The 16,419-nt window shown below is 32.4% G+C and carries 22 protein-coding genes and 1 pseudogene; 17 read left to right on the forward strand and 6 right to left on the reverse strand.

Going from position 1 to position 16,419, the window contains the following annotated elements:
- The first annotated feature begins 228 nt into the window (after window positions 1-228).
- The gene (locus ACNHOZ_RS24895) at window positions 229-399 is read left to right on the forward strand and encodes a hypothetical protein (RefSeq protein WP_155404454.1); all 171 of its coding nucleotides are present in this window, start codon (window positions 229-231) and stop codon (window positions 397-399) included.
- A gap of 123 nt (window positions 400-522) precedes the next feature.
- On the opposite strand, the gene ACNHOZ_RS24900 is transcribed toward ACNHOZ_RS24895, so the two are convergent.
- Together ACNHOZ_RS24900 and ACNHOZ_RS24905 are read right to left on the reverse strand one after the other, a co-directional pair.
- A complete protein-coding gene (locus ACNHOZ_RS24900) occupies window positions 523-831 on the reverse strand; it encodes a DUF3139 domain-containing protein (RefSeq protein WP_048019283.1) in 309 nt (102 codons plus the stop codon).
- Between the two features lie 578 nt (window positions 832-1,409).
- Window positions 1,410-2,303 carry an EamA family transporter gene (locus ACNHOZ_RS24905; protein WP_048019284.1) on the reverse strand — a complete coding sequence of 298 codons (894 nt, stop codon included), beginning with the start codon at window positions 2,301-2,303 and terminating at the stop codon, window positions 1,410-1,412.
- 363 nt (window positions 2,304-2,666) lie between these two features.
- Between ACNHOZ_RS24905 and ACNHOZ_RS24910 the strand changes: the two genes are divergently transcribed.
- A complete protein-coding gene (locus ACNHOZ_RS24910; RefSeq protein ID WP_048019285.1) occupies window positions 2,667-3,098 on the forward strand; it encodes a hypothetical protein in 432 nt (143 codons plus the stop codon).
- 138 nt (window positions 3,099-3,236) lie between these two features.
- Here the strand turns inward: ACNHOZ_RS24910 and ACNHOZ_RS24915 are convergent, their stop codons facing one another.
- From ACNHOZ_RS24915 to ACNHOZ_RS24925, 3 genes are all read right to left on the reverse strand, one after another.
- On the reverse strand, window positions 3,237-3,848 hold the full coding sequence (locus tag ACNHOZ_RS24915; RefSeq protein WP_048019286.1) for a hypothetical protein: 612 nt from the start codon (window positions 3,846-3,848) through the stop codon (window positions 3,237-3,239).
- Between the two features lie 118 nt (window positions 3,849-3,966).
- Entirely contained in the window at window positions 3,967-4,377 is a 411-nt protein-coding gene (locus ACNHOZ_RS24920; protein ID WP_048019287.1) for a hypothetical protein, read from the reverse strand.
- A gap of 100 nt (window positions 4,378-4,477) precedes the next feature.
- Window positions 4,478-4,909, reverse strand: a complete 432-nt coding sequence (locus ACNHOZ_RS24925; RefSeq protein ID WP_048020711.1) for a hypothetical protein — start codon at window positions 4,907-4,909, stop codon at window positions 4,478-4,480.
- A gap of 531 nt (window positions 4,910-5,440) precedes the next feature.
- On the opposite strand from ACNHOZ_RS24925, the gene ACNHOZ_RS24930 reads away from it, so the two are divergent.
- From ACNHOZ_RS24930 to ACNHOZ_RS24970, 9 genes are all read left to right on the forward strand, one after another.
- A complete protein-coding gene (locus ACNHOZ_RS24930; protein WP_255901069.1) occupies window positions 5,441-6,124 on the forward strand; it encodes a DUF2711 family protein in 684 nt (227 codons plus the stop codon).
- An 89-nt stretch (window positions 6,125-6,213) separates the two neighbouring features.
- On the forward strand, window positions 6,214-6,615 hold the full coding sequence (locus tag ACNHOZ_RS24935; protein WP_048020720.1) for a DUF4304 domain-containing protein: 402 nt from the start codon (window positions 6,214-6,216) through the stop codon (window positions 6,613-6,615).
- 93 nt (window positions 6,616-6,708) lie between these two features.
- Window positions 6,709-7,119, forward strand: a complete 411-nt coding sequence (locus ACNHOZ_RS24940; protein WP_447697338.1) for a hypothetical protein — start codon at window positions 6,709-6,711, stop codon at window positions 7,117-7,119.
- Entirely contained in the window at window positions 7,116-7,715 is a 600-nt protein-coding gene (locus ACNHOZ_RS24945) for a hypothetical protein (RefSeq protein ID WP_230683501.1), read from the forward strand. Before ACNHOZ_RS24940 ends, ACNHOZ_RS24945 begins: the two co-directional genes overlap by 4 nt.
- 143 nt (window positions 7,716-7,858) lie before the next feature.
- On the forward strand, window positions 7,859-8,212 hold the full coding sequence (locus tag ACNHOZ_RS24950) for a DUF2185 domain-containing protein (RefSeq protein WP_048020727.1): 354 nt from the start codon (window positions 7,859-7,861) through the stop codon (window positions 8,210-8,212).
- Between the two features lie 111 nt (window positions 8,213-8,323).
- Window positions 8,324-8,482 (forward strand): hypothetical protein, encoded by a 159-nt coding sequence (locus tag ACNHOZ_RS24955; protein ID WP_155404477.1) that lies wholly within the window; start codon window positions 8,324-8,326, stop codon window positions 8,480-8,482.
- Between the two features lie 180 nt (window positions 8,483-8,662).
- Window positions 8,663-9,241 (forward strand): DUF4240 domain-containing protein, encoded by a 579-nt coding sequence (locus ACNHOZ_RS24960; RefSeq protein WP_053074076.1) that lies wholly within the window; start codon window positions 8,663-8,665, stop codon window positions 9,239-9,241.
- Between the two features lie 22 nt (window positions 9,242-9,263).
- Window positions 9,264-9,935, forward strand: coding sequence for a hypothetical protein (locus ACNHOZ_RS24965; RefSeq protein ID WP_048021464.1), 672 nt, complete (start codon window positions 9,264-9,266; stop codon window positions 9,933-9,935).
- 143 nt (window positions 9,936-10,078) lie between these two features.
- Window positions 10,079-10,624: a DUF4241 domain-containing protein gene (locus tag ACNHOZ_RS24970; RefSeq protein WP_048020729.1), complete on the forward strand. Its 546-nt coding sequence runs from the start codon at window positions 10,079-10,081 to the stop codon at window positions 10,622-10,624.
- 100 nt (window positions 10,625-10,724) lie between these two features.
- Here ACNHOZ_RS24970 and ACNHOZ_RS24975 read toward each other — a convergent pair whose 3' ends face one another.
- Complete coding sequence (locus tag ACNHOZ_RS24975) at window positions 10,725-11,405, reverse strand: hypothetical protein (RefSeq protein WP_048020730.1); 681 nt, start codon at window positions 11,403-11,405, stop codon at window positions 10,725-10,727.
- A 244-nt stretch (window positions 11,406-11,649) separates the two neighbouring features.
- Between ACNHOZ_RS24975 and ACNHOZ_RS24980 the strand changes: the two genes are divergently transcribed.
- From ACNHOZ_RS24980 to ACNHOZ_RS25005, 6 genes and pseudogenes are all read left to right on the forward strand, one after another.
- Window positions 11,650-12,018: a hypothetical protein gene (locus ACNHOZ_RS24980; RefSeq protein ID WP_048020732.1), complete on the forward strand. Its 369-nt coding sequence runs from the start codon at window positions 11,650-11,652 to the stop codon at window positions 12,016-12,018.
- A gap of 47 nt (window positions 12,019-12,065) precedes the next feature.
- Window positions 12,066-12,413, forward strand: a complete 348-nt coding sequence (locus ACNHOZ_RS24985; protein WP_048020733.1) for a hypothetical protein — start codon at window positions 12,066-12,068, stop codon at window positions 12,411-12,413.
- 49 nt (window positions 12,414-12,462) lie between these two features.
- The gene (locus tag ACNHOZ_RS24990) at window positions 12,463-12,789 is read left to right on the forward strand and encodes a DUF6678 family protein (RefSeq protein WP_048020735.1); all 327 of its coding nucleotides are present in this window, start codon (window positions 12,463-12,465) and stop codon (window positions 12,787-12,789) included.
- Window positions 12,790-12,936: 147 nt separating this feature from the next.
- Window positions 12,937-13,356: pseudogene (locus tag ACNHOZ_RS24995) on the forward strand (CDI toxin immunity protein).
- A 221-nt stretch (window positions 13,357-13,577) separates the two neighbouring features.
- Window positions 13,578-14,009, forward strand: coding sequence for a VOC family protein (locus ACNHOZ_RS25000; protein ID WP_013084307.1), 432 nt, complete (start codon window positions 13,578-13,580; stop codon window positions 14,007-14,009).
- Between the two features lie 581 nt (window positions 14,010-14,590).
- Window positions 14,591-16,219 carry an FAD-dependent monooxygenase gene (locus tag ACNHOZ_RS25005; protein ID WP_048020738.1) on the forward strand — a complete coding sequence of 543 codons (1,629 nt, stop codon included), beginning with the start codon at window positions 14,591-14,593 and terminating at the stop codon, window positions 16,217-16,219.
- Window positions 16,220-16,419: the final 200 nt, after the last annotated feature.

Consider the following 16,419-nt stretch of genomic DNA (forward strand, 5'->3'; position numbering starts at 1 on the left):
TTAGTACATGTACCATGTATTAAATAAGTTGTTCGGATAAAAAGAAGGCTTGAGCCGTATGACGGGAAATCTGTCACGTACGGTTCTTAGGGGGGCGGGCGCTCGTGAGAGTGCCTGCCTACCCGACGTAACTAGAAATGAATATAGTATATAACGTCAATTAAATCCATTTTCTGATAAAATAGTAATTAATAGTAATGTTATTGCCTGATGGAGGAGTGGATTAGTATGTCTGATAAAGAGAAAAAGGAATCAGAAATTGAAAAGCCTAGCCTAGATAGAGCAGGGATGAGGTCTTATATGGGGAACCCAGAGAAATTTGAGTTCTCGCTTTATGGAATTTTAATGGCTTGTGTGCCTTTAATAATAGTCGGAATTTTTATTTGGTATAACTGGTAAAGAGCTTGGATCAATTGATCCAAGCTCTTTTTTGCTACTGGTAAGGTACATTATGTGAACTGTATTGGTATCAGGTTACAACTTATTGAAATAAAGACATGTGTATTTAGTACAGAATCTTTTTCATTTACCGTATTCTTTTCCATTCAAAATATAGGATTCCAGAATAACCTTATTGTTTTTAGCGTTTTTGTAATAGTAATATTTCTTTTTGTCACCTTTAATTTTCACATAAACCAACCAATTTTTATCACCCTGGAGATTCCCCATAAAGGGACTTATTTTTTCAATATTATCTTCACTTATATGCTTCTCGTTTACCAGATAATTTTCTACTGCTGCTTTAGCAGAATGTTTTTTGTAATTTATATAACCAGAAAAACCAGCTATTCCAAGTGCTAAAAATAAGATTATAATTACTATCTTTTTCATTACATTGACTCCTCTTTATGATCAAAATAAATACTCCATTTTAGTGTAATTTTACACTAAAATGGAGTATTTGGATACTCTTAATCTAATAATTCAATTTGTTCCGGTAAAATGTTTTATGTTAACTACAATCCTATAGGGTATATACTCATAAAACAGAAAACTACCATCGGGGAAGAAGCGTTTTTTCTGTTTTTGGATGTTATACAGTATTCGCCATATTGGATGCCTCAGGGCGTACAAAGCGTCTTAAGTAGCTTGTTCAAGTGTCACAGCATGTATGCCATTTTCACAGAGCAAATTCGCAATATCTTATTACATAGAATAAAGAAAAAAGACTACCTTCTGAATAGGAAGATAATCTTTTTTTCTGATTTTATTTAAGTGAGTTCTACGAGTATATGCCCTAAAACATCTCGAATAGCTTGCTCATGTTGGTCTGCCTTATTCGTTTTATAAATAAAAACAGCAAATGCTCCTGGTTCCTGCTGAGGAGCGTTTACTGATATGAACGTGACTATTTTTAGACGATGCTTGGAAGCGTAATTTTTAAATTATAGAAATAGTAAGTATCAATGTTATACGTTTTTCTTTATTATACGAGTGGTCTTATGACTCTGAACATTTGGATAAGCAATTCCACTTAGAATGACAATTACACCAATCCATTGAAGGAAGGTGACGGTTTCGTGGAGAACAAGTGTAGACAGAATTACGGCCGTTGGTAACTCTGATGCACTTAGAATCGTTCCTAAGCTTCCGCCTACTTTAGGCATGCCGATATTAAATAAAAGAGGTGGAACAAGTGAACCGAATAGTCCAGTAAGAAGACCGTACATAAATAGCCCACCTGTAAGCTCACCATTTATAAGAAATACTGGTGGTAAACAAATAAAGATAAGTAATGACGCTCCGGTTGTCATAATAGCGCTTTTATAAATAGGGTGCACAGGTATATTGGTGTTTCCACTTATCAAAATAAAAAAAGAAAAGGAAATAGCAGCAAGTATCCCCCAGCCAATTCCAGCCAAAGAAAAAATGATTCCTGTTTGCAATAATCCAGAAGCTAGGACAGAGCCGAAAAGAATAATTATCGTTGACATTAAGCTTTTTCGACTTGGTGCTTCTTTTGTAAAGACATATTGCAAAACCATACTTATCCATGTAAATTGCAATAGAAGAATGATAGCAAATGAGGCATTAATATAATCAAGTGCTTGATTATAAAAAATACCTGTTAGCCCCATCGGTATGCCTCCTATGGTCAAAGTAAGCCATTGTTTACATTTCAAACGTTTCTTTGGAACAAAGATTGCAATAATCCACAACATGATAGCACCAAAGAAGTATTGACTTCCTGTCACTTCACTTAGTCTAAATCCCTTACTGTACCCCAATTTAACAAACGTTGATACGAATCCATAAGAGCACCCCCCTAGAAAAACAAGTAAGGCATAGTTGAAAATCTTCATTATAAAATCCTCCATAAAATACAATAAAGCCACCCATCTCCTATAGGAGATGGGTGGCGAAAAGTAAAAGAATCAATTTAAACGAAAAATCCACCTGCTGTAAACAGACTTTTACAGCTTTTAGTTATTTTAATAACTTATATTATAGAATTACCACTCCTAAGTATCAAGCTGAAATTTAGAGGAGACGATGGAAGAATAATAATTTCCGATAAAAATGTTTCATATTTTAAAAATGTATATAACATACATTTTTAAAATATGAAAATGTGTTGTAAACTAATTATCTAGAAAAAATATCATATTTTGTTATTTTTTGTAGTTTTAAATCAAATTATTCCAAAGGGAAGAGAGTGAGAAAAAATGAGTTTAGATCCAAACAAAACATATCATCTTGTTGATGTACATTCTGGAAAAGGGTTATCTTACGAAGTTTATGCAAGTTACGATTATGTTCGAGAAGTTGAAGGAGCAGGAACAGCATTAAAATTTGAACCTGTGGACGATTTTGGATCATATAAAATTCGAATGACTGGTTCTCATTGGGATAACTATAATTATCTAACAAAATCAGGTAAGGAATGGATTTATCTTGATACAAAAGATAATGCAACTGTTTGGACCTTCCAACGTGATAATGAAGGAGATTTAACTCGTATCTGGCAACAAGGTCATGGACGTACAGCTAATTGGAGATATTACGAAAGTGGTTCGAAAAAATGGCTTGGAACGGATGAAGATACTGACGATATACATTCACCTACAAAAAGATTTAAAATTATTGCAGCAGGTTAATAGAGCTTATTTTTATATTTCTATGTTAATGACAAAGAGCAAACTCATAAAAATATGGGTTTGCTCTTTTTATTTTAATAAACTTCCTAGAGTATGGATTATGGTAATTAGATTTGTAAAGCTTATAAGATATAAGAATCAATCTTCATATTCCACCTCAGCCCCTTTAATATTTTGGGGAAAGGAGCTAATAATTGAATTAGTTGAAGAAAATAAATCGTCATTAGATAGGGAAACAACAGATGCACCATCGTAAAAAATCCAAAACACTGTGCAATCTTTTCGTAATGTAACAATAGGCATTTGAACCTTTTTTCTCCCAAATAAGGTTTTCATATCCCGTTTTTCAAAGCTAAATAAATCTTCCGAAAGAGACCAAGCAGCAAAGCAATTCATACTTCCTTGGCTATATAAAAAAGGCATAACGACTTTAAAGTGTGTATAATCTTCAATTTTAGCTTTAATAAAAGTCTCTCTGTCTACTTTTAGTTTTACATATTCAATATTAGCAGATGAAAATACATTACCTATTTCTTCTGCATCGTAGCTTATATATGTAAAAAGTGCATATATCGGAAAACTGTTTAATTCTTTCATCCATTTATTAATAAAGGTTTCTATGTCTACATCATGACCTTCATACTCTACAATGTAAGGTGCATCGCCATCTATTCCGAAGGGAAACAAACCACCCCATGAGGGAATATCACCTATGTAGCTTTTGGAAAGAAACCCTACTTCAATATCCATTATATATTCTCCTTCAATACTTAAAGTGTATTTTAAGTATAATTATAACTGATATGTAAATAAGTTCCTATAAGCTACGTTATGGTAACTAAAGGTGTATAGCGCATACAAACTGTTTTTAGTGAGAGGGAACCGTTTTAAATACATATTTCAATATAATTGAGCTGATTCCAAAGGGGACTGAGCAACTTAGGGCAAGAATAAGAAATGGTTTAAATTCTAGGAAAATGCTTATACCATCACTTAGCGAAAATATTAATAAAATGATTGAAGTCCCTACAACTCCAGAAAGGACGTACAGTAGGAATTCAAATAAAGCTTTATACTTCTTTGTATCTCTTATAATCGTGTCAATCATTATAGAAAATGGAAGGCCAAATACTATAACAAATGGAATAAGGATCAATCCAGTCACGAATTGGTCAATAAAATCAGTAAAATCTATATATCTGCCTTCCAGGAATAAAATTGAAAAAGCTAAACTACCGCAGATGGATGAAATAATCACTGGTATAATCTTTGTTTTCATAAATGTAGTCTCCCAATAGAGTTTTATTATTTATATTAGGACCTTAAGTAAATAAACATTTTATTTCTATTTACTACCGAGTAATATGGATAATGTTTATCTACTGTACAGAACTCTTTTTTAATCTATAGTTCAATAAAATCGAACAAATCCCGAAGGGAACGGAACAACTTAAAGCGAGAATACAAATAGGTTTGAATGCCAACAGATTTATACCGTTTGTACCATCATCTAATGAGATAATAAGTGAAACTATCGTTGCACCTATCATTCCAAAAATAATGTATAGTGCTATTTCAATTAATTGTTTATATTTCTTATCTCTATTTTTAATTACAATATCAATTAAAATAGATGAGGGGATGCCTAAAACAATAACGACTGGAACAACATACATTAATCCAAGAACTAACCCAGCTATCAAATTACTAAAAGTAAGTTGTTCATAGGAAGAAGTATCAAGGGCTCCTACAGCAACTACTAAACTACCACATAGAGAAGAAATTAGCACTGATATGATTTTTTTAAACATAATATAATCTCCTATTAAATTTCTTAATTTATATATAATAGCATTTTTAGTAAATAAACACTTTATTTTTATTTACTACGGAGAATATGGATTATGGTAATTAACAATCTATTGGATAAATGTGTTAAATTTAATAATATCGGGGGGATATACTTGATTTATTTAGTTTGCACAATTATAGTTTCAATAATTTTTATCTTCAACATTGTTAAAGATAGAAATTTTATATGGTTATGTATGTTTATACCTATGTTGATAGACATTCTTATAGGGAAGATTCACTTTTTAGATTTTATAACCAATGGTTACAGGACTGCTATTTTTATAATTCTTTATATTTCAATATATTTCACTGTATTTTTATATGGCATTGATAAAATAGATCTTGAAGAACAACCTGACAATTAAAATATATTTTAGTTGTCAGGTTGTTTTTTGTGTCGATAAAAAAACATTATGGTAACTAGAAGTAAATGTTCTATACATATAAAATATACCTAACTAAGTACATTAAAAGGAGATGTTCCTATATTGTTGGATTATATACGGTTAGACTGGGATTTACCTATTTTACCTCAATTACCTAATGGCTTTAAGTCTGCTGCTATTCTATTTCATCCTTTTATTCAGATGCCCTATGGTTGGGAAAAAACAAAGAGAGAAAATCCTTATCAGCATATATATCCTAGTGATGAAGAAATGATTAACCTTGGCGAACCAATATCATGGATAGAAGTAATGTCTAACAGTGGCTTAAAGTCTTATAAGGAATTATCCTTAGCGTTGCAAACTTCTACTGGTGCGCTTGGATATAAATATGAAAGGGAGGATTTAGCCAATCTATTAAATTCCTATCTTGAAACTATTCCTGATTTATATTATCCAGATTCTGATTGCACTTCACTATTTATAATAGATAGTTTATTAAAGGTTCTTTGTTCAAAAGGGGCAAATACTTTATATTTTTCTGAACCTATTCATGACACAAATGGTTCATTTAAAGTCATTGATATCTCACCTTTAGAAATAGCTAACTTATCTCCTAACGAGTCAATTATCACAGATGAAAATATGGATTTTGCATTTATGGGGATCTATGATTCGTTTATAACATTGCTTTTAGCTAAGGATACAAATATTGAGGATATAATTAAATCCCACAATCTTGAAGCTTTAATATGTGATAAAGAAGTATCCCCTAGTTTGTTCCTTTAGTAGGGGCCTAGAATAGATTTTATGATAACTAGAAGACTATAGTATATAGGCTTAGGGCTATTACAAAGAAAAGAGTAAGGAGTGCTAAAGTGTCTGTTGAAAGAGATAATATGATTAATTCTTTAAGAAAAAATGTTATTCCTACTTTGAGAGATCGTGGTTTTAAAGGTTCCTTTCCTCATTTTTATCGAAAACTGGAGAATCGTGTTGATTTGTTAATGTTTCAATTTAGTGCTTGGGGTGGAGTGCTCTACGTAGAGGTTTCTAAATGTTCTCCAGAAGGTCATATAGATGTATCTGAAACGTTTTATACACCTAGCAAGGTAAAGGTCTATAATATTGATACCGCCCATAGACAAAGGTTAGGAAAAGAAATAGATGAAATGTTTAAATTTAATAAAGATAACACAGAAGTGATTTCATTGAACGTGAGAGAATCATTGAAAGAAGGGGAAGAATGCTGGAATTCTTCTGCTAATTGGTGGGTTTAATATACATAATTAAGTAACGATAAGAGTTGTTGTGTACACTTAAGTTGTATATGATATTCATAGTTATAAGTGCTTAAAAGGTGGGGATATTGTATGAAAGATAATTTGATAAAGAAGATATATGAACAGGGCTATCCTAATGCACAAACTGCACCTTTAGTGTGTCTAGAAGAGTTTTTTAAAGGTAATGAAGATGAAGGTTCTATTGGCTGTAATCTTATGGACCATCCAGGAATTGATACTTTTTATTCTGTTTTACTGGAAATTAAAAGTAAGCCAAGTGTACAAGACGTACTTGTTGAAATTATGGAAGTGGAAGACGAGGAACATTGGCCATTTTCGGAAAGAATATATATCCTATCAAGCGCTAATCCCGAAGAAATAGAGGAATGGGTTAAAATCTTAGAACCTGACGAAATAGAAGAAGATTATATGTTTGGTCCCCCCCCTATTGCTCCAGAGTTGTATCCTAATCATAAAGTGTTCGGAGTTTGGTGGGATTGATAAATAAAGCTTTATCTAGTGCTTACGAAACTGGTTCTTTTTATGAAGGCAATATGGACTTTAGAGAATCAATTTTTAATTTAGAGCCAAAATTGATAGAACTCGATGATCTTGAAACTTTGAAGTATTTATATTTCAAAGTAAAGGACATTTCTCTACGTCATAAATTACTCTTGGTGTTACGAGATATCTATAATTCTCAGCTTGGTGAATTTTTTCAAAAGGCCTATAAGAAAGAGCGAGATTTAGAAATGAAATTAATAGCTGTACGTGGTTTAGTGAAATACGTTGAAGAAAATGAAATACGTAAAATTATGAATCATTTCATGAAAATCTTGATAAAGAGGCCTAAACACACTCCTTACAATTATAAAGAATATGAATATTTGCGTTCACCAAGTGGATTACCTTATCTAATTAAGGAATATAATTATAACTGCTTTCATCAAGTATTAGAGCAAGTAGAAAAACAGTATGAAGCTATGCCCTTCCAGTTTAAGAATCATTATACGTACGATGAAAATGATAACATAGTCGAACTACGAAGCCCTGATGAGACTAATCAAATAATTGAAGACTTCTTTAAAATAAATTAACTTCTAAAAGACGTTAGACTAATGTTCTAACGTCTTTTGCTACCTAAAATACATTTTATATAAATAAGATATACATATTCAATAGAATTATAGTATCTTAAATAAAGCTGAATAGATGATAGATTAATTGAGGAGCATAAAACATGTTTAATTTTAGAAAAAAAGAGAAGAAATTTTATTTAGATGCAAGCCAAATAAAACAACTTATTGATTCATATGAAGGATGTATTGCAACTGATAGGATTACAGTAGATGGTTGTAAGGTTGGTTATATGTATAGAGAAGAACCCTATGAATATAACGAAGCAGATAGTGGTTGGAGGTTTCTTTCTGGAGATGAAGATGATCGTTACATGAATAACTCTAAAAAACATGGTGTTTATCTGGTAAATACAATATGCAATTATGATCCAGATATAATGCCGTTTCTTGATGCAGAACCTGGTACTGCATATATTCGTGATGAAAAAGGTAATTTCGTCCTTGATGAGGAATAAAACCTTCCTGTTGATACATTACTTTAAATAAGCTTATATATGATAGGTTCTTTTAACGTTCCTTGTTATTCTACTTATACTTACACTTTTAATTGAAAGGAATGACATATATTGAACTCAAAGAGAACCGTGCAAGTAGGAGATATATTTGCTGCTCCATTGCCGATGAATAAGTATGGTGCAGTTAAAGTAATGGATATCATTAATCGCTCTTATCTTTTTGGTATTACAAATTATATAGGTGAACAGATGCCTGCAATCGATGATTAGAATGTTTGTCAGATTTTAATTACAAAGTCTTTACTTAATGAAAAAGAAGAACCTACATTTAAGTGGGTAGATGGAAGATTACCTGAAGAGTTAATCTATATTGGAAACATTCCTTTATCTCAAGAGGAATTAGGTATAGAGTCAAATGTGTATGGAGGGATATGGTCAAAAGAATGTGCGATGGATGTTTACTATAAATGGCGAGAAGAAACAGATCCTCAAGGGTTTAAACTTGAGATGCAGAAGAAAATAGAAGAAGCTGACGCCTATGCTGGTAGAAACAAGATTGTGAAACCAAAGAAAATGATAGATGATCAAGTCTTCTGGAACATTATTTCTTTATTAGACTGGAGTAAAGAAGATGCAGATGAGATTGTAGAGGCTGCTATTAAGGAACTTTCTACTTTCACTGCATGGAAAATAAGACATTTTGAAGAAACTCTCTCTTATAAGCTTTTCTTATTAGATACAGAAGAACATGCAAAAGAAATTGGTGAATACAGTTTTTCTCAACAAGATCAACACTTTTCACCTGACCTTTTCTTATATGCCAGATGTGAAGTCGTCGCTCATGGTAAAGAAGTTTTTGAAGATATCGTATCCAATCCTTCAAAAATGCTTAAGGACACTGAATTTGAAATTTTATTGTCTCTTTCATCAGAAGCTTATTATGTAAAAAAGGGTAAAGAATTCGAATATGAAAGTGGATGTAGTTATGAGACATTTTCGAATAAAGAAGGGTGGTCAAATACTCTTTAAGAACAAAAAGTGGGTGCTTACAATGATAAATAGACCTTATGGACAGCATTGGAAGGGGCATAAAGGCTTTAGAGCTATTGAAGGTAATGATGTTTATAATCATCGTTTTGGAGGACAAGAGTGGAATGTACCAAAATGTCGGTTATGTGGGGAAGATTTACATCAGATTTTATGTTTTGATCTAAAGGATGATCGATTAAGTGAACTTAGAACTTCTAAACTAGAAGAACTACCTTTAACATCATGCCTAAATTGTTCTACTTTATGGGAGCCTCAACTATTTCAATTAAATCCTGCAACAAAAAGTGTTACTGTTTTGATTCAAAATGATAAGGAAAAATGGATTCAAGACGAAGAAGGTAAAATAACTGTTCCTCTTCCTTATGCGAAATTCAAACTTATCGATATGTTAGAAGAAGATATACCAGTCAATGAAGATGCCTACTACGATGCATTTGACTTATTTGGTCAGGAGTACATATGTAGAGTGTTGGGAGCACCTCTATACGTTAACAAGCCAAATGATATAAGCTGTCCAATCTGTAACCATGACATGCAATATGTTTCCAGTATTACTCATGATTTTGAAGTAGATCTTGTATCCGTAGTGGACCTTTTCCTGGGAGAAATGATTATATACTTTTATTTTTGTAAAGAATGTTTAACCCTAAAAACAGAGATACAAGGTACATAACAACTACATAAACCATAAAAGCCCTTTTACGGGCTTTTTGTACTTCTACTTAGATTGATTATGTGAACTTGTTTTGCATATCCTATGCACCTTCATTTAGAGAACTAGATGAATTAAACTATTAGATAAATGGGGGTAAAAATATGAATAAAAAAATATTAGGTTCTTTCGAGGTGAAAGGAAATCAACTTATTGTTTCAGATCCTTGTTATCCAGTAGAGGACGCTTTTGACAAAAGTGACATATTATCTTGGGTATTGGAGCCAGCTAAAAGTGGAGAATGGGAATCGATTGTCTTCTTCACTGAAGATTTTACGATAACTAAATTAATAGCCTGTCACCGTGATGTTGAATTGGGTTCAGAATGGACAGAAACAGGTAAAAATATCGGCGTTGATTCTGCTATGGCGGGTATATTTGATGCATCCGTTTTCGGTAGAGATGAAGCTATTTCATATGAGGTAAAAAATATTTATGAGATAGAAATGGATGAAGAAGGCATGAAATATTATGTTGCGTGCTCAGACATTATCGCTTCTTCTGATGACGAAGCTGGCATCGTAGCAGGTGGTACAGTTTCAATGTCTGGTATAGGTGATGGATACTACCCCGTTTTTGTTCAACAAAATGATCAAAATGAAATTGTTGCTGTTTTATTGGAATTTTACGTAGAAGATGAAGAAGAATGAAGAAGTAAGAGACTTTCAATAAAGGAAGCCTTTTACTTCTTCATAGAGTTTTGTATATGGTAACTAAGGATGTGGATACCATATACAAGTAGAAATTATATTATAAAGGGATATGGACTTCTTTCATCCAACTGCTTGTTTTAGACTTAATAGTAATCAATTGATTGCTTTCCCATTTCAACTGTCCTAAGAATCTAGCATATACAACTTCATTCCCAACTTCTTCTACCAGTAGCTCATTAATTATTCTTAAGCCTCTTTCATTGTACACTTCACACCATAATTGAAATCCAGAATATCTATGTACTCCCCTTAACATTGCTAAGAGCTTGCGATTAGGGCTTTTCTTTGGTGTTTTTGCAACTAAAAAACTGGCTTCATAACCTTGGCTAACTATTTCTTCTAGAGCTTCTTCTACATAATTCTGTGTAGTTACTAAAGAAAATGAAGAGTATTTTTCTAAGACAGGTACTACATAGCTTCTAACTATGTTACAAAATGCTTGATATTTTTCTTCAACAGATTCTAATTCTATAAATAACATATAATCATCTGGAAGAAGGATTTCAACCTCCTGAAAAGCTTTCATTTCTGAGTATGATATGTCCTTATTGGGGTCGGCTAGACAATATAAAGTAATACTGTTAAGTTCGTCTAATTGTAATCCTAGATCCTCTAATTCCCTACAAAAAATCAATTCGAAAACCCTAAGTCCGTGTATATTATTGTAATGCTTTTTAGGTCTTTTCTTTGCCCAATCCATAATATGAATATCAAACATTTAAATGGTGTCCCTTCTTGTTTATAAATAAAAATTAAATATTACTTAGCTAACTACCATTTTAAACATTAATTTTAGAAATGCTACTAATCACTGTGATTACGTTAACTAACTTTGTATGGAATATACATAAGGTAATTGAAGAGTATTAAAGTATATGGGAAAATAATTGAGGAATTTTTGTTTTTTAATATTGTGCAAAGGAATCTATTTAAATAAATAGTTACGACCAAGGAGCAAACAAATGCGAGATTGTCCCGAAGAATTAGACTTTATTTCATTATTTGAATGTATTCCAATTAAAAAGGACCAAAATGAGAGCTTTTTGTACGATGAGTCCACTTTTACCTTTACGAGCGAAATGAACAGGTTTGAAGTGAAAATCTCACCATTCTATAATTTTTTCTCGCTTTCAGTAAAGGATTTAGAAGATGATGAGATCTTTTACTACAGTCTCGAATCGGTTACAAAGATTGAGATCATGAATGATAATAAAGAAAGCAAAGCAATTCGATTATTTATAGATCAAGGAATTGACCGTTTTATAATGATTATGGATTTAGTATTTAGACCCAAATTTAAAGTTGTGCTAAAAGAGGTTTCAGATTCCTAGAAGGAACATAAAATATATAAACTATACACCTTTAGTAAGGAGATTTAATGAGAAAATACATAATATTAGATATGCCTATAAATGACATTAAGAAAGTTATGATAGTGGACATCAAAGATGAAGTAAATATGTTTCTTTATAATACGTCAGATGATGTACCTTCAATCGTAGACTATAGTTTTGAAACATTACAAGAAGCTGAAGACTTTTTTAGCAAGGAATTTTCAAAAGAAAAAGATAGTATAGCTTCCTGGATTTATGTACCAAATCCAACTAAGGATTGTCAGGAAGATATTATTAAACCAGTAAGAATTAAAGCTATAAATACTTGTAATCCTCAATGGGGGACTTATGAGGAATTCGTAAATGGAAAGTGGATAGACATTAAGTTTTAGCACACCTACTACCAATAACGCACTTAGGGCCACTAAGGGGGAGTTTTTCATGAGTTTTTATGAATATCAATCAGTAATGAATAACACTAAATGGCAAAAAATTAGAAATGCAATGAACAATTGTTCTATAAATACAATTTGGAGAATACAGAATTTCAAAACTAAGTATATAAGTAATTGGGATGGAGATTGGTTTTATCATTTCAAAGGTAATTATAAAAACATTGAGTGGTTAGAAATAAAGGTCGAAAATTTAGAAGAGAAGGATCAGGTGATAAATATACTTAGAACAATTAACATACCAGGAGAAACAAAAGATGATGTTATAAAAGTTTATGGCTACGTTCAAAACAATAATCCTATAGATTATTTATAATAGCTAGTGGTTCTTATAATCCTAGTTATGATAACTAGAGTCTCATACTAACTATTTCTTGACCTCCAAATAAGACAAGAATATGAAGAAAGGTATTGTATGATAAAAAAACAAGACCGACAAAAAAGATTAGAGTTTCTATTTGCAATGAGAAAAGAATTAGAGAAAAAAGAGGATAAAGGGCCTCTTTTTTCAGAATGTGTAAATGCCTTAGGTAAAGGCGTTATTATTTATTCTCCTGAAAAAAGTGAAGAAAGATATTACTCGTTTCAAAAAGAGGTCCCATTCACATTTTACGGAAGGATAGAATGGGATAAATTTGATAAATACTGCGTAATCACTTATTTATAAGATGCAAAAAGCTTAATAAATGACGATGATCTTGAGATATATTGGAGTACAAACAATTTTCCTGTACTAAAGACAAACTTTGAGAACATCTTAAGCGTATATGACGATGTTGTAGCTGTAGGTAGTGACACTTTTCTTTATGTAGAAAATAAATACGTAATAGAAATTTATCATGACGGAGAAATGAGAATAGGTTTTTTAAATAATTTCCGATAACACGTTTTATGGTAACTAGGTTTGTATATGGTGTACATAGAAATCTACGTTTTCAGATGTACGTGTATCTTTTTTCTTAATAAACTAACGCTGCAGGATAACCCAATGAATTTGTTGTATAGATATGTAGTGAGAGTTATGACTAAATCAAACGTGAGTTCTTTTTTCATCTAACTGTGATTTAGTAAAGTCTAACTAAAATTTTAAAAGAGGTGTTTTTAATGGTTTTAGGAATTTATCCTTATTTAGTTATGAACGGTAATGGACAAGAAGCTGTTAAATTTTACGAAAAAGCATTGGATGCAAAAGTTATTGGAGTTCAAACGTTCGGAGAAATGCCTGGAAATCCAGAATTCCCTACTCCTATAGAAGCAATAGACCGTGTAATGAATGCGCACTTAAAAGTTGGTGATAATGATTTGATGCTTTCTGATACATTCCCGGGTCAACCATACCAAATTGGATCACAAGTAACGGTAGCTATCACTATAGACAGTGTAGAAAAATCAAAAGAAGTATTTGAAAAACTGAAAGAAGGTGGTCAAGTAGGAATGCCACTTCAAGAAACTTTTTGGAGCCCATCATATGGCCAAGTAACAGATAAATTCGGTGTTACTTGGCAAATTTCCACACAACCTGCTGATAATGAGTAATCAATGAAAAGCTGTTATTCTTATTATCTCAAGAATTCTTCTCATGCAAGCTTTTCTTGGTTGGGTTCCTGAATGTGTTTTATATTAACTAAGGATGTGCATCACATACATTTAAAGAAGAAAAACCCACCTAATTTGAGAGGTGGATTTTTCTTTTAGTTAAATATTAAGGGTGTAATTGCTTGTTACTTACATATCATTTAATATTTTTGTAGGTATTTATTATAACCTATCAAATCATTTTGAGAAAGTAAAAAATGAAAACGATTACTTTTATATTTCCTACCGATAAAATCCATTATGAGAACTTAACATGTATAAAATAGAAGAACACAGACAGTAAGATAATACAGAATAGAACACATGTATAAAGTCAGGAAGTGTTTGTTGTTTCCATTAACATTAGTGAATATTCTTTTAAAAGTTATAGAAAAAAACGCCCCTTATTTGGGGCGTACTCTATTATCATTATAAAACATAACCTAAAAACAGTCTACAATTTCATTTTTTTTTAGGTTATAGTTTGATTACTGAATTCAGTAAGACCCATGGGTACATTTAAATTTGAAAGGAAAATTTCTATGATACACAAACATGTTCCTGTTTTAATAGTAGGTGGTGGTCTTAGTGGACTTACCTCTGCTCTCTTTTTGGCACGTCATAACGTTGATTATTTACTGATTGAAAAACACACTGGTACAGCTATCCATCCAAAAGCTGGAGGGATTACATTTCGTACGATGGAAATATTTCGACAACTTGGATTGGAGGCAGCTATCCGGACTGCTAGCGAACCATTAGATAATATTCGTGGAAGGATTGCTGTAGAGACAATCAAAAGCATAGACCCTGAGAAATTAGAAACTGCGGAGAATTCCCAAAAAGCTCTTGAAAAAGAGAGAATAGAAAATTTTGAAAAGGTGAGCCCTTCAAAGCCAGCATCTTGTTATCAAATTGAACTAGAACCTATCCTTCTTCAAGCTGCTAAAGAGGGAAAAGGGCATATACGCTATAATACTGAACTTATAGAGTATCAACAAGACGATTTAGGAGTTATAGCAACTATAATAAATAGAGAGACAGGAACGAAAGAAAAAATTCGAAGTGATTATTTAATTGCGGCAGATGGTGCTAAAAGCACAATTCGTCAACATACAAAAATTCCAACTACAGGAAGAGGAGTGATCGGCGGACATTATATCAACATCTACTTTCAGGCTGATCTAAGTCGCTTTCTGAAACCGAGCCAGTTTGGCTGGATTCAAATCCTAAATCCAGAAGTATTTGGTGCGCTCATCACTGTTAACAATCGTGATGAATGGATTTATCATGTGGCCTATAATCCCTCAACTGGAGAAAGTCCAGAAGATTTTTCTGAAGAGCGATGCTGTGAGATTTTAAAAAAAGCTATAGGAGTTTCAAATCTTGATATTGTCATCTTCAGTATTTTACCTTGGGCAGCTGCAGAACAGACAGCCACTCGTTTTCAAGATAGTCGAGTCTTTCTAATTGGAGACGCAGCTCATCTTATGCCACCTACCGGAGGATTTGGTTCGAATACAGGTATTCAAGATGCTCATAATTTAGCTTGGAAACTTGCTGCAGTGATACACAAACAAGCTCATCCACGATTGCTCCAAACTTATCATAATGAAAGACACTATGCTGCAGAAGTAACAACGAAATATGCCAGTGATTTGTTATTTAATGTTATAAAGAAAGGTGTAAGCACCCTCAATAGTATGGACCATACTGCAGTTACTGTAGGGTATAAATATAACTCAACAGCAATTATCAAGGAAAACTCCGATACACCGCATAGAATGGATCAATTAGAACTAAACGGAAGGCCAGGTACTCGTGCTCCACATATGTGGTTGAAGTACCAAGGTAAGCGTATATCTACCTTAGATCTAATAGGTGAAAATTTCGTCTTATTTACGGGAAAAGATAATAGCCTTTGGCGCACTGCTACCCGGAATGTATCTTCTCACCTAGGTGTTCCTATTAATGTTTATGGGATTGGTTTACAAGGAGATTGTGTTGAGTGTGAGGATGAGGACGAGGATAGCTGGGAAGCAGTGTACGATGTTACCTCTCAAGGAGCTGTATTAATAAGACCAGATGGTTTTGTAGCATGGCGTACAAAAGAAGGCGAATCAAATCCTCATCTAACTCTTAAGCAGGTCATGACTAGCGTACTATGGTAAATAAACTAATACGCATGCTCCTGACTTAAGATTAGTTAAAAATTAAAGAATATAACACCTCAAAAGGCATACGTGTTAAAACGTATGCCCTGTGAGTGAGCTTTCATAAAAATTACAAAATATCAATATCAGATATTGCAGACAGATAACACATTGTATCTCTTATCTTTTGATCAACTGTTATATTAACTAGATATTAA

The sequence above is a fragment of the Priestia sp. D51 genome, assembly GCF_053345675.1.